The 23,249-nt window shown below is 71.9% G+C and carries 20 protein-coding genes; all 20 read right to left on the reverse strand.

Translation table 11 applies throughout. From position 1 onward, the window contains the following. Nucleotides 1-13: 13 nt before the first annotated feature. Nucleotides 14-277: a phosphoribosyl-ATP diphosphatase gene (locus V6R91_RS17660; RefSeq protein ID WP_067243353.1), complete on the reverse strand. Its 264-nt coding sequence runs from the start codon at nucleotides 275-277 to the stop codon at nucleotides 14-16. Next, nucleotides 274-975 carry a ribulose-phosphate 3-epimerase gene (gene rpe, locus V6R91_RS17665; RefSeq protein WP_336396266.1) on the reverse strand — a complete coding sequence of 234 codons (702 nt, stop codon included), beginning with the start codon at nucleotides 973-975 and terminating at the stop codon, nucleotides 274-276. The genes V6R91_RS17660 and rpe overlap by 4 nt, the downstream gene beginning before the upstream one ends. A gap of 57 nt (nucleotides 976-1,032) precedes the next feature. After that, complete coding sequence (locus tag V6R91_RS17670; protein ID WP_336396267.1) at nucleotides 1,033-2,514, reverse strand: RsmB/NOP family class I SAM-dependent RNA methyltransferase; 1,482 nt, start codon at nucleotides 2,512-2,514, stop codon at nucleotides 1,033-1,035. After that, nucleotides 2,511-3,425 carry a methionyl-tRNA formyltransferase gene (gene fmt / locus V6R91_RS17675; RefSeq protein WP_336396268.1) on the reverse strand — a complete coding sequence of 305 codons (915 nt, stop codon included), beginning with the start codon at nucleotides 3,423-3,425 and terminating at the stop codon, nucleotides 2,511-2,513. Before fmt ends, V6R91_RS17670 begins: the two co-directional genes overlap by 4 nt. A 61-nt stretch (nucleotides 3,426-3,486) precedes the next feature. Then, nucleotides 3,487-5,454, reverse strand: a complete 1,968-nt coding sequence (locus V6R91_RS17680) for a primosomal protein N' (RefSeq protein ID WP_336396269.1) — start codon at nucleotides 5,452-5,454, stop codon at nucleotides 3,487-3,489. 81 nt (nucleotides 5,455-5,535) lie between these two features. Next, nucleotides 5,536-6,729 carry a methionine adenosyltransferase gene (metK, locus tag V6R91_RS17685; protein WP_336396270.1) on the reverse strand — a complete coding sequence of 398 codons (1,194 nt, stop codon included), beginning with the start codon at nucleotides 6,727-6,729 and terminating at the stop codon, nucleotides 5,536-5,538. 131 nt (nucleotides 6,730-6,860) lie between these two features. Next, nucleotides 6,861-7,115 (reverse strand): DNA-directed RNA polymerase subunit omega, encoded by a 255-nt coding sequence (rpoZ, locus tag V6R91_RS17690; protein ID WP_067246927.1) that lies wholly within the window; start codon nucleotides 7,113-7,115, stop codon nucleotides 6,861-6,863. Between the two features lie 81 nt (nucleotides 7,116-7,196). Beyond that, on the reverse strand, nucleotides 7,197-8,111 hold the full coding sequence (gmk, locus tag V6R91_RS17695; RefSeq protein WP_067246930.1) for a guanylate kinase: 915 nt from the start codon (nucleotides 8,109-8,111) through the stop codon (nucleotides 7,197-7,199). Continuing rightward, complete coding sequence (gene pyrF, locus V6R91_RS17700) at nucleotides 8,104-8,955, reverse strand: orotidine-5'-phosphate decarboxylase (protein ID WP_336396271.1); 852 nt, start codon at nucleotides 8,953-8,955, stop codon at nucleotides 8,104-8,106. Before pyrF ends, gmk begins: the two co-directional genes overlap by 8 nt. After that, complete coding sequence (carB, locus tag V6R91_RS17705; RefSeq protein ID WP_336396272.1) at nucleotides 8,952-12,251, reverse strand: carbamoyl-phosphate synthase large subunit; 3,300 nt, start codon at nucleotides 12,249-12,251, stop codon at nucleotides 8,952-8,954. Before carB ends, pyrF begins: the two co-directional genes overlap by 4 nt. Then, nucleotides 12,251-13,429: a glutamine-hydrolyzing carbamoyl-phosphate synthase small subunit gene (gene carA, locus V6R91_RS17710; RefSeq protein WP_336396273.1), complete on the reverse strand. Its 1,179-nt coding sequence runs from the start codon at nucleotides 13,427-13,429 to the stop codon at nucleotides 12,251-12,253. The genes carB and carA overlap by 1 nt, the downstream gene beginning before the upstream one ends. After that, nucleotides 13,426-13,929, reverse strand: a complete 504-nt coding sequence (locus tag V6R91_RS17715) for a PH-like domain-containing protein (RefSeq protein ID WP_336396274.1) — start codon at nucleotides 13,927-13,929, stop codon at nucleotides 13,426-13,428. Before V6R91_RS17715 ends, carA begins: the two co-directional genes overlap by 4 nt. Then, complete coding sequence (locus V6R91_RS17720; RefSeq protein ID WP_336396275.1) at nucleotides 13,926-15,230, reverse strand: dihydroorotase; 1,305 nt, start codon at nucleotides 15,228-15,230, stop codon at nucleotides 13,926-13,928. The genes V6R91_RS17715 and V6R91_RS17720 overlap by 4 nt, the downstream gene beginning before the upstream one ends. Further along, the gene (locus tag V6R91_RS17725) at nucleotides 15,227-16,210 is read right to left on the reverse strand and encodes an aspartate carbamoyltransferase catalytic subunit (RefSeq protein ID WP_067246951.1); all 984 of its coding nucleotides are present in this window, start codon (nucleotides 16,208-16,210) and stop codon (nucleotides 15,227-15,229) included. Before V6R91_RS17725 ends, V6R91_RS17720 begins: the two co-directional genes overlap by 4 nt. Next, complete coding sequence (gene pyrR, locus V6R91_RS17730) at nucleotides 16,207-16,752, reverse strand: bifunctional pyr operon transcriptional regulator/uracil phosphoribosyltransferase PyrR (protein WP_219084719.1); 546 nt, start codon at nucleotides 16,750-16,752, stop codon at nucleotides 16,207-16,209. Before pyrR ends, V6R91_RS17725 begins: the two co-directional genes overlap by 4 nt. A 190-nt stretch (nucleotides 16,753-16,942) precedes the next feature. Then, nucleotides 16,943-18,520, reverse strand: coding sequence for a Rieske 2Fe-2S domain-containing protein (locus V6R91_RS17735; RefSeq protein WP_067246957.1), 1,578 nt, complete (start codon nucleotides 18,518-18,520; stop codon nucleotides 16,943-16,945). Between the two features lie 120 nt (nucleotides 18,521-18,640). Next, entirely contained in the window at nucleotides 18,641-21,625 is a 2,985-nt protein-coding gene (locus V6R91_RS17740) for a DEAD/DEAH box helicase (RefSeq protein ID WP_336396276.1), read from the reverse strand. Nucleotides 21,626-21,687: 62 nt separating this feature from the next. Beyond that, nucleotides 21,688-22,098, reverse strand: a complete 411-nt coding sequence (gene nusB / locus V6R91_RS17745; protein WP_067246965.1) for a transcription antitermination factor NusB — start codon at nucleotides 22,096-22,098, stop codon at nucleotides 21,688-21,690. Between the two features lie 13 nt (nucleotides 22,099-22,111). After that, nucleotides 22,112-22,675, reverse strand: a complete 564-nt coding sequence (efp, locus tag V6R91_RS17750; RefSeq protein WP_271061766.1) for an elongation factor P — start codon at nucleotides 22,673-22,675, stop codon at nucleotides 22,112-22,114. Between the two features lie 127 nt (nucleotides 22,676-22,802). After that, nucleotides 22,803-23,243: a type II 3-dehydroquinate dehydratase gene (locus tag V6R91_RS17755; RefSeq protein ID WP_271061765.1), complete on the reverse strand. Its 441-nt coding sequence runs from the start codon at nucleotides 23,241-23,243 to the stop codon at nucleotides 22,803-22,805. Nucleotides 23,244-23,249 lie beyond the last annotated feature (6 nt).

Raw genomic sequence — 23,249 nt, forward strand, 5'->3', positions numbered from 1 at the left:
GGGCGGGATCGGCTCAGAGATGTCGGTACACGTCCTCGGTGCTCAGCCCCTTCGCGATCATCAGCACCTGAAGGTGGTAGAGCAGCTGCGAGATCTCCTCGGCAGCGGCGTCGTCGCTCTCGTATTCGGCGGCCATCCAGACCTCGGCCGCCTCCTCGACGATCTTCTTGCCGATCGCATGGACGCCCGCGTCGAGTTCGCGGACGGTGCCGGAACCCTCGGGGCGCTCCGCAGCCTTCCGGCTGAGCTCGGCGAAAAGGTCGTCGAAGGTCTTCACCCGTCCAGGCTACCGGCTCGTGCGAGCTCCCGGAGCCGCGTGACGGCAGCCTCGACGTCCTTCTGCCCGTAGACGGCGGAGCCCGCCACGAAGGTGTCGGCGCCCGCGGCCGCGGCCTGTGCGATGGTGGCGTCGGAGATGCCCCCGTCCACCTGGAACCAGACGTCCGAGCCCCGCCGCCGCGCCTCGGCGACGAGGGCGGCGAGCTTCGGCATCGTCTCGGGCATGAAGCCCTGGCCGCCGAATCCGGGCTCGACGGTCATCACGAGGATCTGATCGAACTCGTCCAGGATGCCGTAGAGCGGCTCCCCCGCGGTGCCGGGCTTGATCGCCACGCCCGCGCGCGCGCCGATCCCCCGCAGCGTCCGGGCGAGGGCGACCGGATCCTGCGCGGCCTCGAGGTGGAACGTGACGCTCGCGGCGCCCAGCTCCGCGTATCCCGGTGCCCAGCGGTCCGGATCCGTGATCATCAGATGGACGTCCAGCGGGATCGGGCTCGTCGCCTGGATCCGCTCGACCATCTGCGGACCGAAGGTGAGGTTCGGGACGAAGTGGTTGTCCATCACGTCGACGTGGGCGAAGTCCGCGGTCGCGATCCTGGCGAGCTCCGCCTGCATGTTGACGAAGTCGGCGGCGAGGATGCTCGGGTTGATCCGCGGAGCGGCGGGCAGGTCGGACGCGTCGATCGGAGAGGCCATGCCCCCATTATCCGGGTGGACGCTCCCCCGATCCGCCGCCGCGCACGCCATCGCGCGTCAGGCGCGCTTGCGCAGGAGCGCCAGGAACATCGCGTCCGTGCCGTGACGGTGGGGCCAGAGCTGGACGTGCCCCCGGCCGGACGCGGGCTCGGGCAGGTCGATCGGCGACCGGGACACCGCGCGCACGACCGCGCGCGCGTCGAGCTCGTCGATGTCCTCGCGTCGGCGCAGGATCTCGTCGACGACGCCGGCGGTCTCGGCGAGGTGCGGCGAGCACGTCACGTACGCGACGATCCCGCCCGGGACGAGCGCGTCCAGCGCCGACGACAGCAGTTCCGCCTGCAGGTCCACGAGCTCCCCGACGTCGGCGGGCGTCTTCCGCCAGCGCGCCTCCGGCCGGCGGCGCAGCGCGCCGAGGCCCGTGCACGGCGCGTCGACGAGGATCCGGTCGTAGGCCCCCGGGCGGTGCGCGGCGAGGACGCGGCCGTCCTCCTCCGCGACGGGGATCTCCGCGGGGATGGGCCGCAGCGCGCGGCGGACCAGGCCCGCGCGGGCGGGGACCACCTCGTTGGCCTCGAGCGAGGCGCCGCGGCGGAGGGCCTCCGCCGCGAGCAGGGCCGTCTTGCCGCCGGGACCGGCGCACAGGTCGAGCCAGCGCTCCCCCGTCCGCACCGGCGCTGCTTCGACGAGAGCCAGGGCGACGAGCTGAGACCCCTCGTCCTGCACGCGGACGCGCCCCTCATGCTCCTGGACCACGGACGCGGGATCGCCGCCCGGGGAGGCGAACGCGGTCGGGGCGTACGGGCGCCGCGGCTCCTGCGGTTCGGCGAGCCCGGGCAGGGCCACCAGCGTCACCTCCGGCGCGGCGTTGTCCGCGTCCAGGAGAGCCGGCAGCTCCTGTGCCCGTCCTTCCGCCGCCAGCGCGCGGCGCAACGCCCGGATGATCCACACCGGGTGGGCGCTGCGCAGTCCCAGGCGCTCGTCGTCGGAGCGTGCGGTGCGATCCAACTCCGTCTCCCACTCCGCCGCGTCGCGTCCGCCGATGCGCCGCAGCACGGCGTTGGCGAACCCCGCTGCTCCGCGCCCGGCCGCGCCCGCGACGAGGGTGACCGACTCGTTCACCGCCGCATGCCGGGCCACCCGCGTCCCGAGGAGCTGGTGGGCGCCCAGGCGCAGCGCGTCGAGCACGGCGGGGTCGATCTCGGTGACGGGCCGATCCGCCGCGTGCGCGATGACCGCGTCGTACGTCCCCCGGCGGCGGAGGGTCCCGTAGGCCAGTTCCGTGGCCAGGCCCGCGTCCTGCGCGGACAGGCCCGCCTCGCGGATCGCGGCGGGAAGCAGCAGGTTGGCGTACGCGTCCGAGTCGCTCACGGCCCTCAGCACGTCGTACGCGACGCGGCGGGCCGGCTGGACATCCCGCGCCTGCTCCCTGCGCGGGTTTCGTCCCGCGCTCGTGCGTCCGGCCGGCGTCGCGCCGGCCGGACGGGCCGAGTCCCGGGCTCGCGAGCGGCGGGAGGAGCGTCCGTCGCGGTCGCTCACGCGCCGGCCCTCGCATCCGTGCGCAGACCGCGGAACCAGTCCGGCGCGGCCATCGCGGCCTTGCCCGCAGGCTGGACGCGCGTCAGCAGGAGCGGATCGGTGGCGGTCCCGACGAGGACGCCGTCCTTGCGGAGGAGGAGCGCTCCGGGCTCCAGCCGGTCGGCGCCCGCCGCACGGCGCAGTTCGCGGACCTTCACCGGCACGCCCGCCACGAGCGTGTGCGCTCCGGGCTCGGAGGTCACGCCCCGGTAGCGGGCGAACACCTCCTCGGCCGGGCGCGTCCAGTCGAGCAGGCCGTCCGAGAGATCGAGCTTGGCGGCTGTCGTCGGCTCCCCCTGCTGCGCCTCCGCCTTCGCTGATCCGTCGGCGATCGAGGTCACCACCTCGCTGACCAGACCTGCGCCGTCGCGCGCGAGCGACGCCAATGCCTCGTCGGCCGTCGCGTCCGGCGGGACCGGGAAGGTCCGCGCCGCGAAAATGTCCCCCGCATCCAGGGCCGGGACCAGCTGGAACACGCTGGCACCGAGCTCCGGGTCGCCGGCGATGAGCGCGCGCTGCACCGGCGCCGCGCCGCGCCAGCGCGGAAGGATCGAGAAATGCAGGTTGATCCATCCCGCCGTCGGCGTCGAGAGCAGGGGCTCGCGCACGAGGCCGCCGTACGCGACGATCACGCCGAGTTCCGGAGCCAGACCCGCGATGCGCGCCGTCGCCTCGTCGTCGAGCCTCGCCGCCCTGATCACGGGGAGGCCGAGCTCCTCCGCGGCCGCCGCGACCGGTGACGGCGTGAGGACGCGCTTGCGCCCGAGCGGTGCGTCCGGGCGCGTGACGACCGCGACCACCTCGTGCTCGCCCGCCAGGCGTCGCAGGGTCGGCACGGCCGCTTCGGGTGTTCCGGCGAAGACGAGACGCATCAGAGGTTCCTTCCGGAAGGGACGAGGGAATCCGGCGAGCGGACGACGGCGGAGGCGGCGCTCACAGGTCGGGCTCCGTGATGTCGAGCCTGATCGAGAGCGTAGTCCGCGGCGTCCGCCCTCGCCCGCGGCGTCGCCCGGTCGCCTCGGCGACCACCGCGGCCCGCAGGGTCGTCGCGACCCGACTGCCGTCGGCGTACGGGAAACGCACGAGGGCGCGCTCGCGGTCCGTCTCGCCGTCCTCCTCGACGGGAACGGGGCCGAGGACCGCGTCGGGCGGGAGCCCGAGCGTCGCGATCTCCTCGAGCGCCCGGCGCATGCCCGCCGGCGACCCCTCGACCTGGGCGACGCGCACCGTCGGCGGCATCCGCAGCGGCGCCCGCTCGCGCAGCTCGGCGCGTGCGTACCCGGCGTGGCTCCAGGTCGCCAGCGCCCGCGCGACCGGCCCGTCGACGCCCACGAGGTGCACCGGCGCCCCGGGGGCCGCCAGCGCCGCGGCGTTCGACCACCACCGCAGACACGACTCGCCGATGCGCAGCTCCGGGGCCTGGAGCATCCGGCTTCCGTCGAGGAGCACGACCGCTCGGTACCCGCCCTCCGCGATCGGCTCGGCGCCCCGGGTGGCGACGACGAGGGCAGGGCGGTCATCCACACGGGCCACCGGATGCGCGCCGTCCGCGACGATCACCCGGACCCCGGGGAAGGCACGCCCCAGCTCCTCGGCGGTCCTCTCGCTCCCCGAGGCCGCGAGGCGGACCGACTCGTTGCCGCACGAGCCGCACGACCAGGACCGCGCGCCGCGCCCGCACCACCCGCAGACCGGCAGCGCGCCGCGGTGCGCGGCGCCGAGGGGACCGCCGCAGTGCGTGCAGCGCGCCGGCGCCCGGCACCCGGCGCACACGAGACTGGGCGAGAATCCGGGACGCGCCACCTGGATCAGCACGGGTCCCGACGCCGTCGCCTCCCGGGCGGTCAGGAAGGCGCGGGACGGCAGCCGGTGCCCCCGCCGATCCAGGTCCTCGACCGAGTCCAGCACCACGCGCGGGGTGATCCGCCGGGTGGCCGTGATCGCCCGAACCCATCCGGACTCCACCAGGCGCTCGACGTCCGTCGTCCGGGTGTGCCCCACGAACAGCAGCGCGCTCTCCTCGCGCTCCTGCCGCTGCAGCGCCGCGTCCCGCGCGTGCACGTAGGGCGCCAGCGGCTCGGCGAGGAGCGGGTCGCCATCGTCCCAGAGCGCGACGAGCCCCGCCCGTACCGGCGCGTAGACGGCCGAGCGGTTGCCGAGCACGATGCACGGCGCCTCCTGCAGGGTGCGCAGATACGCCCGGTAGCGCTCCGGTCCGCTCTGCCGCGCGTCGAGCCGCGCGACCGCATCTCCCGGGACGCGATCCCGGAGGGCCAGCGCGACCAGATCCAGGTCCCGATGGTCGGGGACCACGAGGACCGCCGACGAGCCGCGGACGACCGTGCGGACCGCCGCGGCCGCGAGGAGCCGGGCCCATTCGGACACGCCGTCCTCATGCACCCGCGGAATCGCCTCGACGGCGGCCCGCCCGCCGTCCTCCAACAGGGCGGTGAGCTCGTCGTAGTCCGCGAGGACCTCCGTCGCAGCATCGGCGGACCCGGGCGCGAACTCCTCCCCGCCTGGCGCCGCCTCGGCCCCCGCGGCCAGCCACGCCTTCTCGACGCGGACCTGGCGCTTGGGCACGACCAGGCGCAGGACGTCCGAGGCGCTCCCCGCGGCGCGGTCGGCGACCCGGCGGGCGAGGGCGTAGAGCCGCTCGGGAAGCACGGCGGCCGCCGACACGACGGCGTCCACCTCGGCGAGGGTCCGCGCATCGTCCTCTTCGACGTCGACCTCCACGACATAGGCGTCGAGGAGCCGCCCTGCGGACCGCAGAGGCACGCGCACGCGGACCCCGGGAGCGACCTCGTCGCGCAGCTCCGGCGGGACCGCATAGTCGAACAGGCGATCCAGCTGCGGCAGGGGCGAGTCCAGCACGACCCGGACGATCGGGCGCGTCAACGCCGTCTCCCCCGGTCACCCGCCGAGCGGCGGCGGCCGACCGGGCCCCTGGCGTGCGTCAGCCGGTGCACCACCCCGCGCTCACAGCCCGGCCGCGCGGCGGAGCTCCTCGGCCCGCGTCGTCTGCTCCCAGGTGAAGTCCGGGAGCTCTCGGCCGAAGTGCCCGTACGCCGCGGTCTGGGCGTAGATCGGGCGGAGCAGGTCGAGGTCCTCGATGATCGCCTGCGGCCGCAGATCGAACACGGACTCGATCGCCCGGGTGATGACGTCGTCCGCCACCCGGCCCGTGCCGAACGTCTCCACGTACAGCCCGACCGGCTGGGCGACGCCGATGGCGTAGGCCACCTGGACCTCGAGACGGTCCGCGAGTCCCGCCGCGACAGCGTTCTTGGCCACCCAGCGCATCGCGTAGGCCCCGGAGCGGTCGACCTTCGACGGATCCTTGCCGCTGAACGCCCCGCCGCCGTGACGGGCGGCGCCGCCGTAGGTGTCGATGATGATCTTGCGGCCGGTGAGGCCGGCGTCGCCCTTCGGGCCGCCCGTGACGAACGGGCCCGCCGGGTTGATGTAGTAGGTGACGTCGTCGAGGTCCAGCCCGGTCGTGGCGAGCACCGGGTCGATGACGTGCTCGCGCACCTGCGCCTTGAGCTCGTCCTGGGAGACGTCCGGGTTGTGCTGCGTCGAGAGCACGACCGCGTCCACCGTCTTCGGCGCGAAGCCGTCGTAGCCGAGCGTCACCTGGGTCTTCCCGTCCGGACGGAGGAACGGGAGCACGCCCGAGCGGCGCACCTCCGTGAGGCGTTCGGCGATGCGGTGGGCGGTCCAGGCGGCCATGGGCATGAGCTGCGGGGTCTCGGTGGTCGCGAACCCGAACATGATGCCCTGGTCGCCGGCGCCGAGCAGGTCCCGCGGGTCCGCCGAACCGCCTTCGCGATGCTCGTGCGCCTTGTCCACGCCGTTCGCGATGTCTCCGGACTGCTCCCCCACCGACACGCTCACCCCGCACGACGAGCCGTCGAAGCCCGTGTCGCTCGACGTGTAGCCGATGCCGTTCACGACGTCGCGCACGATCGTCGGGATGTCCGCGTACGCCTCGGTCCGGATCTCGCCGGCGACGTGCACGAGACCGGTCGTGACCAGGGTCTCCACGGCGACGCGCGAGCCGGTGTCCTGGGCGATGAGACCGTCCAGGATGCTGTCCGAGATCTGGTCGCAGATCTTGTCGGGGTGGCCCTCGGTGACGGACTCGGACGTGAAAAGGCGCAGTGCGCTCATCGATGCTCCATCGGTAGCGGGCGGGAGGGCTCGGACCGGGCGCCGGTGGGCGCGATCCGGACGGGCTCCTCCCAGTATGACCGGAGCCGTCGACATCCGCTGCGGGATGACGACGGCTCCGGGACGGACGATCACTCCGCGTGACGGATGCGGAGCTTGTCCTCGTTGATCTCGTGCAGCGCGATCGTCAGGGGCTTGTCCTCGACCGACGAGTCGACCAGCGGCCCGACGTTGTCGAAGAGGTTCCCCTCGTGCAGGTCGGAGTAGTAGTCGTTGATCTGACGCGCGCGCTTGGCCGCGTAGATCACCAGCTCGTACTTCGACTCGACGCGCTCGAGCAGGTTGTCGATGGGCGGATCGATGATGCCCTGGTTGTGGCCGGCCATGGAGGACCTCCTGGTTCAGGCGGCGGGTCGCCGCGGAGAAGACGGTGGGGCGCGCACCCCCTCACAAGCTCGGGGGACGGTTCAGCGCGCAGAGTCCGAGGTCAATTCTACGACCTCTCGGGCAGCGGAGGCGACGTCCTCGTTCACGACACGGTGATCGAACTCGCCCTGTGCCGCCAGCTCGACCTTCGCGGTGCGCAGTCGCCGGGTCCGCTCCGCCTCGTCCTCGGTCCCGCGTCCGACGAGGCGGTGGACCAGCTCGTCCCACGACGGCGGCAGCAGGAACACGAGGGTGGCGGAGGGGTCGGCGGCGCGCACCTGGCGCGCGCCCTGCAGATCGATCTCGAGGAGCACGGTCTTCCCCTCGGCCAGGGCGCGCTCGATCGGCGCCCGCGGCGTGCCGTAGCGGAACCGGTTGTGCACGGTCGCGTGCTCGAGCAGCTCCCCCTCCGCGATCATCCGGTCGAACTCGGCGTCGTCCACGAAGTAGTAGTGCACGCCGTCCTGCTCACCGGGGCGCGGTGCCCGTGTCGTGGCGGAGACGGACAGGTGGATCTCCGGGTGGTGGTCGCGGATGTGGGCCGCGACCGTGCCCTTGCCGACCGCCGTCGGGCCCGCGAGCACGAGCAGGCGGCTGCGGTTCGCACGGGGACGGGGCACGGGGAAGCGGGCGTCGAGCCAGTCCTGCAGCGCTCGACGCTGGCGGACGCCGAGGCCGCCCAGGCGCTTGACCGGGGAGATCTGGAGCTCCGTCATCACGCGGTCGCGCTTGCCGGCCCCGATCGCCGGGAGCGCGGTCAGGAAGTCCGGCACCCGGAGCGTTCCCGCGGTCGAGTCCGGATCCTCGAACGCGCGGGCGACGACGTCCTGCGGGGACACCACGCGCATGGCCAGGTCGCGCTTCAGAGACGCCCGCGCCCGACGGCGCTCCACCGCACGCCGCGCGGCGGCCGCACGGTCGACCTCCGGCACCTCTCGTCTGACGACCTCACTCACCCTGTGCCTCCCGGTACTGTGCGACGCGTTCCTCGATCCTTTTCGCGATCCCCGTGGGCCCTGCCGACAGGATGCTGCGGCTCTCGCTGGCGAGCACGTTCCGCGCCAGCGCTCCGAAGCGGCGTCGGAGATCGGCGGGCTCCGCCCCCTGCGCCCCGAACCCCGGCGCCAGCAGCGGTGCACCGGAGAGCAGTGCGTCGTCGAGCCCGAAGCGCGCTCGGTCGACCGTGGCGCCGACGACCAGACCGATGGCGCCGAGACCGCCCGAGCGGTCGTCGATCGCCGCGGTGTCCTGCGCCACCCGCGCGGCCACGGACACGTCCGAACCTGCGGCGGACGCCGTGCGGGCCCGCTGCACGACCTCGCCGTCCGGATTGCTGGTGGCGGCGAGCACGAAGACGCCCTTGCCTGCGGACACCGCGTGCGTCATCAGATCCCGCAGGGAGTCCGGGCCGAGATAGGGGCTCACCGTCACCGCGTCCGCCTCCAAGGGCGACCCCGCACCGAGCCAGGCAGCCGCATAGCCGTCCATCGTCGAACCGATGTCGCCGCGTTTGGCGTCGGCCACCACGAGGAGCCCGGCCGCACGCGCCTGGGACATCACGTCCTCCAGCGCCGCGAAGCCCCGCGCCCCGAAGCGCTCGAAGAACGACACCTGCGGCTTCACCACCCCGACCCGTCCGGCCGCGGCCTCCACGACGGCGCGCCCGAAGGCGCGCACGCCGTCCGCGTCCTGCGGGAGGCCCCACGCGTCCAGGAGCGCCGCGTGCGGGTCGATGCCCACGCACAGCGGTCCCTTCGCGTCGAGGGCCGCGCGCAGCCGCGTGCCGAAGGCCTCCGTCATCGGGCCGCCGCCATCCGCGCCGCACGGTCGTCGGCGTACTCCTGGAGACTCCGGACCCGGAACCCGTCGTCGATCGCGTCCATCCCGCTCACCGCGGCGCCGAGCGTCGCGATGGTGGTGAACAGCGCCTTGTCGGCGGCGACCGCGGCGGCACGGATCTCGTAGCCGTCCGCACGCGCGGCTCCCCCGCTCGGCGTGTTCACGACGATGTCGATCGAGCCGGCGTTGATGAGGTCGACGATGTTCTCGGCCCCGGACTCCTGGGTCTCGCTGTACTTGTCGACGACCGTGACGGCGATGCCGTTGCGCGAGAGGATCTCCGCGGTGCCCTCGGTGGCCACGATCGTGAAGCCGAGCTGCTGGAGTCGATGGGCGGGCAGGATCACCGCACGCTTGTCCGCGTCCGCGACCGAGATGAACACCGTGCCGGAGGTCGGCATCCCGCCGTACGCGGCGGCCTGGCTCTTGGCGAAGGCCGTCGGGAAGTCGCGGTCGATTCCCATGACCTCGCCCGTCGATCGCATCTCGGGACCCAGCACGGAGTCGACGATCTTGCCGGAGTGGGTCCGGAACCGCTTGAACGGCAGGACCGCCTCCTTCACCGAGACCGGGGAGTCCAGCGGCACACGCGAGCCGTCCTGGGCGGGCAGCAGCCCCTCGGCACGGAGCTCGGCGATGGTGGAGCCGGTCATGATGCGGCTGGCGGCCTTGGCCATCGGGATCCCCAGCGCCTTCGAGACGAACGGCACGGTCCGGCTGGCACGCGGGTTGGCCTCGATCACATAGAGGACGCCGGCGCTGATGGCGAACTGCACGTTGAGCAGCCCGCGCACGCCCACGCCCTCGGCGATCGCCAGGGTCGCCTCACGGACGCGGTCCACGTCGGTGCGCCCGAGCGAGACCGGCGGAAGGGTGCAGCTGGAGTCGCCGGAGTGGATGCCCGCCTCCTCCAGGTGCTCCATCACGCCCCCGATGTACAGCTCGGTGCCGTCGAACAGCGCGTCCACGTCCAGCTCGATGGCGTCGTCCAGGAACCGGTCCACCAGGAGCGGCTTGCCTTCCTCGATGACGACCTCGTCGGCGGTGCGCACGAAGTAGTCGCGCAGCGCCGCGGTGTCGTAGACGATCTCCATCCCGCGCCCGCCGAGGACGAAGCTCGGCCGCACCAGGACCGGGTAGCCGATCTCCTCGGCGATGCGCACGGCGCCCTCGACGTCGATCGCGGTGCCGTTGCGCGGCGCGACGAGTCCGGCGACGTCGAGCAGCCGGGAGAAGAGCTCCCGCTCCTCGGCGAGGTCGATTGCGGCCGGGCTGGTGCCGAGCACGCGGTAGCCCGCCGCCTCGATGCCCTTGGCGAGGCCGAGCGGCGTCTGGCCGCCGAGCTGGCACACCACTCCCAGGATCTCGCCGCTGGCCGATTCGGCGTACAGCACCTCGAGGACGTCTTCGAGCGTCAGCGGCTCGAAGTACAGACGGTCCGAGGTGTCGTAGTCCGTCGACACGGTCTCCGGGTTGCAGTTCACCATGACGGTCTCGAACCCTGCGTCCGACAGCGCGAAGGAGGCGTGCACGCAGGAGTAGTCGAACTCCACGCCCTGTCCGATGCGGTTCGGGCCGGATCCGATGATCACGACCTTGGTGCGGTCGGAGGGCGCGACCTCGGTCTCCAGGTCGTAGCTGGAGTAGTGGTACGGGGTGAGCGCCGGGAACTCCCCCGCGCAGGTGTCGACGGTCTTGTAGACCGGGCGGATGTCCATGCCGTGGCGGACGCCGCGCACCTCCTCCTCGGTGAGGCCGCGCAGCTGGGCGATCTGCGCGTCGGAGAAGCCGTGCTCCTTCGCCTCCCGCAGCACATCGGCGTCGAGCTCGCCCGCGGTCCGCACGAGCTCCGCGACCTCGTTGATGAGCACGATCTGGTCCAGGAACCACGGGTCGATCGCCGTGGCGTCGAAGGCCTGCGCGATCGTCGCGCCCTTGCGCAGCGCCTGCTGCAGCGTCACGATCCGACCGTCGGTCGGCGTCTTCGCGATCTCGAGGAGCTCCTCGACGGAGCGCGGCTCGTCGCCCCAGTGGAAGCTCGATCCCCGCTTCTCCAGGGAGCGCAGCGCCTTCTGCAGCGCCGTCGCGTAGTTGCGCCCGATGGCCATGGCCTCGCCGACGGACTTCATGGTCGTCGTGAGCGTGGCGTCGGCGGCGGGGAACTTCTCGAACGCGAACCGCGGCACCTTCACCACCACGTAGTCGAGCGTGGGCTCGAAGCTCGCGGGCGTGACGCCCGTGATGTCGTTCGGGATCTCGTCCAGCCGGTAGCCGAGGGCCAGCTTCGCGGCGAGCTTCGCGATCGGGAACCCGGTGGCCTTCGAGGCCAGGGCCGAGGAGCGCGATACTCGCGGGTTCATCTCGATGACGATGATGCGCCCGTTCTCCGGATTGACGGCGAACTGGATGTTGCAGCCGCCCGTGTCCACCCCCACTGCACGGATGATGTCGATGCCGATGTCGCGGAGCCGCTGGTACTCGCGGTCCGTCAGGGTCAGGGCCGGCGCGACCGTGATCGAGTCGCCGGTGTGCACACCGACCGGGTCCACGTTCTCGATCGAGCAGACCACCACCGTGTTGTCGGCGGTGTCGCGCATGAGCTCAAGCTCGTACTCCTTCCAGCCGAGGATCGACTCCTCCAGAAGCACCTCGTTGGTGGGCGAGTCGTGCAGGCCCGCCCCGGCGATCCGGCGCAGGTCCTCCTCGTCGTACGCGAAGCCGGAGCCGAGGCCGCCCATCGTGAACGAGGGCCGCACCACGAGCGGGTAGCCGAGCTCCTCCGCCGCCGCGAGCACCTCGTCCATCGAGTGCGCGATGCGGCTGGCGGCCACGTCGGCGCCGGCCTCGATGACGAGCTCCTTGAAGATCTGGCGGTCCTCGCCCTTCTGGATCGCCTCGACCTTGGCGCCGATCAGCTCCACGCCGTACTTGTCGAGGATCCCCTGCTCGTGCAGCGCCATGGCGGCGTTGAGCGCCGTCTGGCCGCCCAGGGTCGGGAGGATCGCGTCGGGCTTCTCCTTGGCGATGATCGTCTCGATCACGGCAGGTGTGATCGGCTCGATGTAGGTGGCGTCCGCGAAGTCCGGATCGGTCATGATCGTCGCCGGGTTCGAGTTGACGAGGATGACGCGCACGCCCTCCTCGCGCAGCACCCGGCAGGCCTGCGTGCCCGAGTAGTCGAACTCGCACGCCTGCCCGATGACGATCGGGCCGGAGCCGATGACGAGGACCGAGGTGATGTCGTCGCGCTTGGGCATTACTGGGCGTCCTTCTCAGAGATGGTCGCGACGACGAGATCGCGGAAGCGGTCGAAGAGGTAGTTGGCGTCGTGCGGTCCCGCGGCGGCCTCCGGGTGGTACTGCACCGAGAACGCGGGGATGTCGAGGGCGCGCAGCCCCTCCACCACGCGGTCGTTGAGACCGACGTGGCTCACCTCCACACGGCCGTAGCCGTTCGGGCTGTCGAACGCGCCGTCCAGCGGCGCCTCTACGGCGAACCCGTGGTTGTGCGCGGTGATCTCGACGCGGCCGGTGGCCTTGTCCAGGACGGGCTGATTGATCCCGCGGTGCCCGAAGGGGAGCTTGTACGTCCCCAGGCCCAGAGCGCGCCCCAGAAGCTGGTTGCCGAAGCAGATCCCGAAGAAGGGCAGCCCCTCGTCGAGCACCTCGCGCAGCACGGCCACGTGGCCGTCCGACGCGGCGGGGTCCCCGGGGCCGTTCGAGTAGAACACCGCGACCGGGGCGACCGCGCGGATGTCGTCGATCGTCGCCGTCTGCGGCAGGACGTGGACGTCGAACCCGCGTGCGGCGAGGTTGTCCAGCGTCGCCTGCTTCACCCCGAGGTCGAGGACCGCGAGGTTCCCGATCCGTGCCACGCCCTCCGCGGCCGGGGTGACCTGGGTCTCGGCGACCGAGACCTCGGCAGACAGGTTGCGTCCGGACATCTCCGGGGCCTCGGTGACGAGGCGCAGCTGCTCCTCGGGGTCGCGCTCGGCGTCCGCGCCGGAGAAGATCCCGCCGCGCATCGAGCCGGCGGCACGGATGTGCCGGGTGACGGCACGCGTGTCGATGCCGCGGATGCCGACGATCCCGTCACGCACCAGCAGGTCGTCGAGCGAGCTGTTCGCCCGCCAGTTCGAGACGACGCGCGAGGGGTCGCGCACGATGTACCCGGACACCCAGATGCGCCGGGACTCCGGGTCCTCCTCGTTCATGCCCGTGTTGCCGATGTGCGGGGCGGTCTGCAGGACGATCTGCCCGGCGTAGGACGGGTCGGTGAGGGTCTCCTGGTAGCCGGACATCCCAGTGGAGAACACCACCTCGCCGAGGGTGACGCCTTCGGCGCCGTAGGGGCGGCCGACGTGGCGGGTGCCGTCCTCCAGGACGAGCACGGCGCGGGCCGGGCCGGGAGTGGTCGGTGCGGGTGTGAGGGTCATTCGTTCGCTCCCTGGTCGGGTGCAGCGCTCTGGCGCTGAAGTTCGGTGATCACGGCGGCCGGGTCGCCGATGAATCGGAGATAGCTGTCCACGATCGTCTCGTCGTCGATACGCCAGGCGACGCGGACGAGGCCTCCCGGTTCGACGACGCGGTCGATCGTGACGGTCGCGCGGTCGACCGCGACGAGGCGGCGAGACGCGAGGAACACGGTCGGGGCGCCGTCGAGGCTGAGCGCGAGACCGCGGTCTGTGACGACCGCCTCGCCGCGCGCCCGATAGACGAGGGGCTTCACCGCCAGACGCTCGAGCGGCTCGTCGTGCCGTGTCGTGGCCACGTAGAGGACCTCGTGGCGACTCGTCACCTCGGCGTGCTCGGGGACGCCGAGCGGCGCCGTTAGCCCGGCGTCACGTCGGAGCCGTGCCCGCCACGCGACCACCATGCTCACGAGGATCAGGGCGGTGACGGCGAGGGTGATGATGAGCGCGAGCTCCCGCGTCATACGTCCAGCTCCTCGACCACCGCGCCGTCCGCCAGCGTCTCGTAGCCGCGGTGCACCGTCCAGCGCACCGACCCGGGAAGGTCGCGGCCGAGGTACGGCGAGTTGACGCTCTGCCCGCGCAGGTCCGCGGTCGTGAACTCTCCCCCGGCGTCGGCGTCGTACAGGGTGAACTCCGCGGGCTCCCCGACCGCGATCGGGGTGCCGTGCCCGGCGAGGGACCCGATGCGCGCGGGGGCCGTGCTCAGCACGCGCGCGACGTCGGTCCAGTCCAGCAGGCCCGTGGCGACCATCGACTGGTGCACCACGCGCAGAGCGCTCTCCAGGCCCACCATCCCGTTCGCAGCCGCCTGCCACTCGCAGGCCTTGCTCTCGTCCGGGTGCGGCGCATGATCGGTGGCGACGATGTCGATCGTCCCGTCGGCGAGCCCCTCGCGGACGGCGAGCACGTCCTCCTCGCGGCGAAGCGGCGGGTTCACCTTGAAACGCGCGTCGTAGCCGCGCACGAGCTCGTCGGTCAGCAGCAGGTGGTGCGGCGTGACCTCCGCCGTGACGGCGATGCCGCGCTTCTTGGCCCACCGGATGATGTCGACCGACCCCGCGGTGGAGAGGTGGCAGACATGCAGCCGGGAGCCGACGTGCTCGGCGAGGAGCACGTCGCGGGCGATGATGGACTCCTCGGCCACCGCCGGCCAGCCGGCGAGCCCCAGCTCCGCGGAGACCACGCCCTCGTTCATCTGCGCGCCCTCGGTGAGCCGCGGGTCCTGCGCGTGCTGGGCGATCACCCCGCCGAACGCCTTCACGTATTCGAGCGCGCGGCGCATGATGAGCGGATCCCAGACGCAGAAGCCGTCGTCGCTGAACACACGGACGTTCGCGCGCGAGGAGGCCATCGCCCCGAGCTCCGCGAGGCGCTCGCCCTTCTGGCCGACCGTGACGGCGCCGATGGGCTGGACCGTGGCGTAGCCGGCGGCTTCGCCGAGCGCGAGCTCCTGCTCGACGACGCCCGCGGAATCGGCCACCGGCGAGGTGTTGGGCATGGCGAAGACCGCGGTGAACCCGCCCGCCGCCGCGGCGCGCGTGCCGGACAGGACCGTCTCCGACGCCTCGTACCCGGGCTCGCGCAGATGCGTGTGCAGATCGACGAGGCCGGGAAGGGCGATGAGGCCCGCCGCGTCCACGATGCGCGCGCCCGCACTGCTCACCCCGGCGCCCACCTCGGCGATGAGACCGTCCCGGACGAGGATGTCCGCGTTCTCGCCTCCGGTGATGCGTGCGCCGCGGTAGATGACATCCGCGCTCATCGGGTCCGCTCCGTCCCGGCCTCGACCATCGCGTCTTCCATCCGTTCTCCCGCCAGCAGCAGGTACAGCACCGCCATTCGCACCGACACTCCGTTCGCGACCTGCTCGAGCACGGTGGATCGCGGGGAATCCGCCGCGGCGGAGGAGATCTCCAGGCCTCGGTTCATCGGGCCCGGGTGCAGCACAATGCTATCGCCCGCGAGTCGCTCCAGCCGCGCCGGGTCCAGTCCCCACCGTCGCGAATACTCCCGCTCACTCGGGAAAAAGGCGGCATTCATCCGTTCCAGCTGGATGCGCAGCATCATCACGGCGTCCGGCTCGTCCGCCAGCGCGACGTCCAGGTCGTAGACGACGCGCACGGGCCACGCGGAGACGTCCTGCGGGATGAGCGTCGGCGGGGTCACCAGGGTCACGTCCGCGCCGAGGGCGGCGAGGAGCCAGACGTTCGACCGGGCGACGCGCGAGTGCAGCACGTCGCCCACGATCACGACCCGCACTCCGGAGAGGTCGCGCCCCCGACTGTCCGCACCGAAGCGGCGCTTGCGGATCGTGAAGGCGTCGAGCAGTGCCTGGGTGGGGTGCTCGTGCGTGCCGTCTCCGGCGTTGACGACGCCGGCCGAGATCCAGCCGCTCGTCGCGAGCGTCTGCGGCGCTCCGGAGGCGGAGTGCCGGATGACGACGGCGTCGGCGCCCATCGCCTGGAGGGTCTGGGCGGTGTCCTTCAGGCTCTCGCCCTTGGACACGCTCGAGCCCTTCGCCGCGAAGTTGATGACGTCGGCGGACAGGCGCTTCGCCGCCGCCTCGAAGGAGATGCGCGTGCGGGTGGAGTCCTCGAAGAAGAGGTTGACGACCGTCTTGCCGCGCAGCGTCGGGAGCTTCTTGACCTCGCGGGACTGGGTGTCGGCCATGTCCTCCGCGACGTCGAGGATCCGCAGGGCGTCCGTGCGCGCGAGCGAGCGCGTGTCCAGGAGGTGCCTCATGCGCGCGCCGCCGGGTCGTCGATGCTCACGTACTCCTCGCCGTCGTCCTCGCGCAGCCGCACATTCACCCGTTCGGTGCGCGCGGACGGGATGTTTTTCCCGATGAAGTCGGGGCGGATCGGGAGTTCCCGGTGTCCGCGGTCGACGAGGATCGCCAGCCGGACGATCGCCGGGCGGCCGATCGACTGCAACGCGTCGAGAGCGGCGCGGATGCTGCGGCCCGAGAACAGGACGTCGTCGACGAGGACGACGGTGCGCCCGTCGATCCCTCCGGCGGGGATCTCCGTCCGCTGCGGGGACCGTGTCGGATGCTTCGCCAGGTCGTCCCGGTAGAGCGTCACGTCGAGGGATCCGACCGGCACGTCCGTCTGGGCGATGCTGCTGATGAGCTGGCCCAGACGCTCGGCGAGGGCGACCCCACGGGTCGGGATCCCCAGGAGGACGAGGTTCTCGGCGCCCCGGTTCGACTCGAGGATCTCGTGGGCGATACGGGTCAGAGCCCGGCGTATGTCGGCTTCCTGCAGCACGATGCGTGCGCTCATCCGCCACTCCCTTCTCCGCCTCACAGGACGGTGTTAAAGGTTGCTGATGCCTCCAGTCTAGCGTCCCGCCCCGGCGCGACCCGCCGCGCCGGCTCAGGCGATCGCGCGAGTTCAGGCCTCCGCGGCGGCGGGGTGCCTGGACTCGCGCGTTCGCCTGTTCTCGCGCGCGGGCTCGCGGAGGCTGCGGCGATCAGGCGCCGATGCGGAGCGCTTCCTCGGTGACCTCGTCCACCTTCGCGGCGCGGATCGGGTGGCCGCTCGTGGAGAGGCAGCGGCCAGTCTTCAGGTCCCACTTCCAGTCGTGCATGGAGCAGGTGAGCACGCCGTCCTCGTCGATCTTCCCGGTGCGGGTCAGGTCGGCGCGCAGGTGCGGGCAGCGGCGCTGCACGACCCAGTCGCCGATCTCGGCGTCCTCGGTCTGGTCCGTCTGCTCCTGGTACCAGTTCTCCACGTACTCGATCCGGTCGGTGGAGAGGCACTTGAGGAACGTGGTCAGGAACTCGTTGAACTTGCCGCTGCGCCCGACGGAGAACTGCATCGACAGGAAGATCGAGTTCGACCAGTCGATCTCGTGATCGCGGATGTTGGTGGAGACGAGGTCTGCGGGGATCGTGTACCAGTAGATGCACTCCTCCCCCGCGTATTCCCGGACCTTCGCCCGCGGGAAGTCCACCACCATGTCCAGCTCGCCGATGCGGAATCGGACGTTGCCCCCGACCCCGAGCCGGATCGTCCGGGACTTCTTCAGCAGCGGCTCCCACCACTCCTTGATGGCCTGGAGCATCTCGGCCGGCGGGATCACGTCGGCGCGCGTCGCCTCCTCGTCGCGCAGCTCCTGCTGACGCGACGCCCGCTGCTCCTCCAGGTAGTCCCACTTCTCGTCGAAGATGTGCCGGATCTCCTCCTCGGAGTACAGCGTCTGCGTCACCGTGAGCTCGCCGCGGTCCATCTCGACGAGCGTGCCGGGGAGGAAGAGGTGCCCGTCGTACTGCGGCGCGAGCTCCTTCATGTGGGCGAGGAACTCCTTCTGATCGGTGAAGATCGCCTCGCCGTTGCGACCGGTGCCGTTGAACTCGAAGAGGTCGTCACGCAGGAACATGGGCGGGCCGGCCATCGGGAACACATGCGGCGCGTCCACCTTCTCGATGTAGTACATCGCGCGCTTGTTCTGCGCCTCCCGCTTCAGCCGGGCGAAGTTCTGCTTCGCGTCCATGGGGAGGTCGTAGACCATCGGCCACCAGATCGCGCCGGACACCTGGGTGAAGTAGGCCTCGGGCTTGCCGAACGCCATGAGCTTCTCGAGGTCGAGCGGGTGGGAGTCGTTCTGGTTCAGGATCGATGCCGTGCCGTCGTCGACGCTCAGCGACGAGTCGCCGATGGGGCCGTCGCTGGGCGCCCGCAGGGGCGTGATCATGATCTTGAGGTCCCCGCGCTCGATGATCTCGCCGGCCGGTGCGTAGGTGATGTTCTCGTAGCCGAGGGCGCGGATGTCGCGCTCGAGGTCGTCGGTCGGGTACTCCGGCAGGAGCACCTCGATGTCCTTGCGGATGTACCGCTCGAGCAGCCGCGGGTCGAAGTGGTCGCGGTGCCGGTGCGAGATGTACAGGAAGTCCGCCTCGCGCCCGAGCCGCTCCCAGTCCAGGCCGCGGTTGTCCGGGAACGGGAACCAGGATCCGTAGAACGAGGGGCCGAGAACGGGGTCACAGATGATGTTCCCGCCCACCGTCTCGATGAACATCCCGGCGTGGCCGAGTCCCGTGATCCGCATGCGTGTCCTCCTGAGCGCCCCGGTGAGGAAGGCGCCGGGGACGCGGACGATTCTACCGGCGCCCTCCTCGGAACCCGCCGAGGCGAGCCGTGACAAACCCGTCCGCCGGGGTCTGCGCGGTCAGTCCTCGAGCAGGCCGCGGATGTCCTCGGCCGTCAGCGCCCCCGCGAAGAGGTCCTCGTCGTCCATGACCGCCGCGAACAGGCGCGACTTGCGCTGCTGGAGCGCCAGGACCTTCTCCTCGATGGTGTCGGCGGCGATCATCCGGTACGCGAAGACCGGCCTGTCCTGGCCGATGCGGTGCGCGCGGTCGATCGCCTGCGACTCCGCCGCGGGGTTCCACCACGGGTCCAGCAGGAACACGTAGTCCGCCTCGACCAGGGTCAGACCCACCCCGCCCGCCTTCAGGCTGAGCAGGAAGACGTCGTGATCGCCCTCGCGGAAGCCTTGCACCACACGATCGCGGTCCCGGGTCGCCCCGTCGAGATAGGCGACGCGCAGACCGGCGCGGCGCAGGCGCGTCTGCGCCAGCCCGAGGAACGACGTGAACTGGCTGAACACGAGGGCCCGGTGGCCCTCCGCCCGCAGCTCCAGGAGCCGTTCCACCAGCGTCTCGAGCTTCCGCGACGCGATCGCGGCGTCCTCCGGGTCGATGAGCCCGGGCGCCAGACTCAGCATGCGCAGCAGCGTCAGCGACCGGAAGACGATGAAGCGGTTCCGGTCGAGATCCGGCAGAAGACCGAGGACCTTCTGGCGCTCGCGCTGGAGCACGGCGTCATATCGGGCGCGATGCGCGGGAGCGAGCTCGACGCGCAGGACCTGCTCCTGCCGCTCCGGGAGGTCCGCGGCCACGAGTTCCTTGGTCCGACGGATGACGAAGGGGCGGACGCGATGGCGAAGACGTTCGATCCGCGCCTGCCGGTACGGCGCGCCCTCCGCGTTCTCCGGGACCTTCCCCTGCTCGATCGGCTGGATGTACTCCTCGCGGAACCGCCGGGCGGACGGGAACAGGCCGGGACTCGTCAGGCTGAGGATCGCCCACAGCTCGGCGAGACCGTTCTCGATGGGCGTCCCCGTGACGGCGTACACCGCCCGTGCGGACAGCGCCGCCGCAGCCTGGTGGACGCGGGTGCCCGGGTTCTTCACGTGCTGGGCCTCATCGAGCACCACGCCGGACCACGTCAGCGGCGCACGGCCTTCGGTCGTGAACTCGTCGGCGTCGATGCGGAGGACGGCGTAGGAGGTCAGCACGACGTCGGCGCCGCGGCGGAGCTCGCTCAGAGGCACGCCGCGACGCGCGCGGGTCCGGTCCGCCACCGCGACGCGAAGACCCGGGGCGTACCGCTCCGCCTCCCGCGCCCAGACGGCGACGACCGAGGTGGGCGCCACGACGAGGAACGGCGGGTCGCTCTCGTGGCCGGGCCCGGCGGGAGCCTCCCGCGCGTGCGCGATGAGGGCGAGGATCTGCAGGGTCTTGCCGAGTCCCATGTCGTCGGCGAGCACCCCGCCGAGCCGATGCCGCCAGAGGAGGGCCAGTCGGCCGAACCCGTCTCGTTGATACGGGCGCAGCTCTGCACGGATGCCGCTCGGGACCGGTGGCGGGTCGGCGGAGTCGGTCGCCCGCAGCTCCGCGACCGCCGCGCGCCAGGTCCGCGCGGGCAGCGCCTCGTGCGCGAGGTCCTCGAAGTCCTCCCACAGCGCGAGGTGCGTCCGGGCGATCCGCGGATCGGTCTCCCACTCCGCGAGCTCCGCGGCCTCGTCCAGGAGCTCCTTCAGTCGGTCGAAGGCGGGGTGGCGCAGCGAGAACCACGACCCGTCGACGAGCTTCAGCTTGCCGTGCCGCAGGCTCAGCGCCCGGAACAGGGGCTGGAACGGAATGCTGCGCCCGTCGATCCGGACCAGCACGCCGAGGTCGAACCAGTCCGGGTCCGTGGACTCGACCGTCGACACGGTGATCTCCGGCTCGCCCGTGAGCCGCGCGTAGGGGCGCCGGGGCCCGACGTGCTCGATCGTCACTCCGCGCGTCTCCAGTGCGGGCACCACGTCGGTGACGAACTCCGCCGCGTCCGCACCGCGTCTCACCCCCTCCGCGGCGAACGGGGGCGGCGTCACCGCCGTCCAGGCCTCGACCAGCTCGGCGACCTCCAGCGCCTCGCGCTCCGGATCCCGCATGTCGCGTCCGCTGACCGGTTCGTCCAGCCCGACGCGTCCGTATCCGGCGTAGTCCCACCAGAACCGGAAGGCCACCGCGTCGTCGTCCCGGCGATGGTCGAGGACCAGCAGCGGCCGTGGGACGGGCGGGGCCGGAAGGGTCACACCCCGCCCGGCGCGCAGATCGGTGCCGCGGCGCAGAAGCGGATAGGCCTCGCGGAAGAACGCCTCCTGCTCACCCGGTGGGACCACGAGCGGCTCCGCGGCGTTCAGCAGCGCGCCCAGGACGGGCGGCACGGCCACGGGGCCCAGCACCAGTTCGATCCGCGCGCCGACGACCCGGTGCGCGTATGCCCCCTCCTCCCCGACCGGATGGACCGTGCCGGCCGGGAAGGTCTCGCCGTCCGCCTCGCCCTCCGCCGCGAGCAGGAGGGCTCCCCCCTCGTCGCGCTCGACCGATGCGCGCACGACCAGGTCGTCGCGCCAGCGCAGGCTCGTCGAGCGCTCGGTCGCGACCAGCGGGATCCGCTCCGCGCGGGCGCGTGCGAGGTGGGACCACAGCACGCCCGAGGAGACCGGATCCAGCAGCAGCCAATCGCCCGCCGTCCCGGACAGGAGCGAGTCGCGGCAGATGCTCAGGAGATCGGCGAACCACCGCGACTGCGCGGCGTCGAACCGGCTGCCCCGACGGCGGACCGCGTCCCAGCTCGCATCGCCCTGGATCCACGCGTCGTCGGCGGCGTTGCGGATCAGCGGACGCACGCCGAGGAACAGCTCCCCCGGGTCCTTGACGAGGTCCCGGGCCGTGGCCGTCCGCAGCGGCCGGGGCGCCCACTGCTGAGCGTCCGCACGAGCGCGCCGGCGCAGCTCCACCCCGAGGGCGAGCGGCGTCCGCGCCTCTCCGGGCGGCGGGATCAAGGACCGCCAGCCGTCGGTCGGTTCAGGAAGGGTCATCGCCGATCATCCTGCCGTTCGCCACCGACATCCCGGCCGCGCGACCGCCGGGTCGGAGCCGGTCAGACCGCGCGGGCCACCCGCGCCAGCACGCCATGGACGAATGCGCCGGACTCGTCCGTGGAGAACTCCTTGGCCAGCTCCACGGCCTCGTCGATCGCCACGGCGGTGGGGACCTCGTCGTTGTGCACGATCTCCCAGACGCCGATCCGCAGCAGCGCGCGGTCGACGGCGGGCATCCGGTCCAGCTTCCAGTCTCGGCTGTGCGTCGTGATCAGCTCGTCGATCTCCTCACGGTGATCGACGATGCCGTCGACGATCTCGCGCGCGTACAGCCACGACGCCTCACGGGCGGGCTCCGCCGCCGCGCGCTTCGCCTCGGCCGCCAGGGTGACGGCGAGCTCGTCGCCGCGGACGTCCGACGAGAAGAGGATGTCGAGGGCGCGCTTGCGCGCCTTGGTGCGTGCGCTCACTCAGATCCGCCGGTCAGTCGTTGACGCGGCCGAGGTAGTCGCCCGAGCGGGTGTCGACCTTGACCTTCGTGCCGGTCTCGAGGAACAGCGGGACCTGGATCTCGTACCCGGTCTCGAGCGTGGCGGGCTTGGTGCCGGCGGACGAGCGGTCGCCCTGCAGACCCGGCTCGGTGTAGGTGACCTCGAGGACCACGGAGGCGGGCAGCTCGATGTACAGCGGGTTGCCGTTGTTCATCGCGATCTGGACCTGCTGGTTCTCCAGCATGAAGTTCTTCGCGTCGCCGACGGTGGCTGCCGGGACGTTGATCTGGTCGTAGTCCTCCTGGTCCATGAAGACGAAGCTGTCGCCGTCCGTGTACAGATAGGTGAAGTCCCGGCGGTCGACGTTCTCGATGTCGACCTTCGCGCCCGCGTTGTACGTGCGGTCGACGACCTTGCCGGTGACCACGTTCTTCAGCTTGGTCCGCACGAACGCGCCGCCCTTGCCGGGCTTGACGTGCTGGAACTCGGTGACGGTCCAGAGCTGGCCGTCGATGGAGAGGACGACGCCGTTCTTGATGTCTGCGGTCGATGCCATGCGCTGAAGGTTCCGTTCGTATCGAAGATCAGGGGCCGTCCCGGCGGTTCCGCGCGGTGCCGACAGTCGATTCTACGGGATGCCCGCGCCCCCGCCTCGCCGGTGCGGCCCGCGGGGCGACCGACGTTCACAGCAGAGGCACCAGGGCACGGACCGCCTCGGCGTAGCCGTCCACGCCGCGCCCGATGATCCGGACCGCCGCGACGTCGTGGAGGAAGGAGAAGCGACGGAACTCCTCCCGCTGGGAGACGTCCGTGATGTGCACCTCGGCGAACGGCAGTGCGACGCCGGTCAGCGCGTCCCGGAGCGATACGGACGTGTGGGTCAGGCCGCCGGGGTTGATCACGATGCCCGCGCAGTCGTCGCGGGCCGCCTGGATCGCGTCGATCAGGACGCCCTCGTGGTTGCTCTGCACCGTCCGGAGCGCGTATCCGCTCTCCGCCGCCGCCTCCATGGTCAGACGCTCCACGTCGGCGAGGGTGGCCGAGCCGTACAGCTCCGGCTCGCGGGTTCCGAGGAGGTTCAGGTTCGGTCCGTTGACGAGCAGGAGACGTCGATGCGGGGTCACGCGTTC

The sequence above is a fragment of the Microbacterium sp. CCNWLW41 genome, assembly GCF_037083505.1.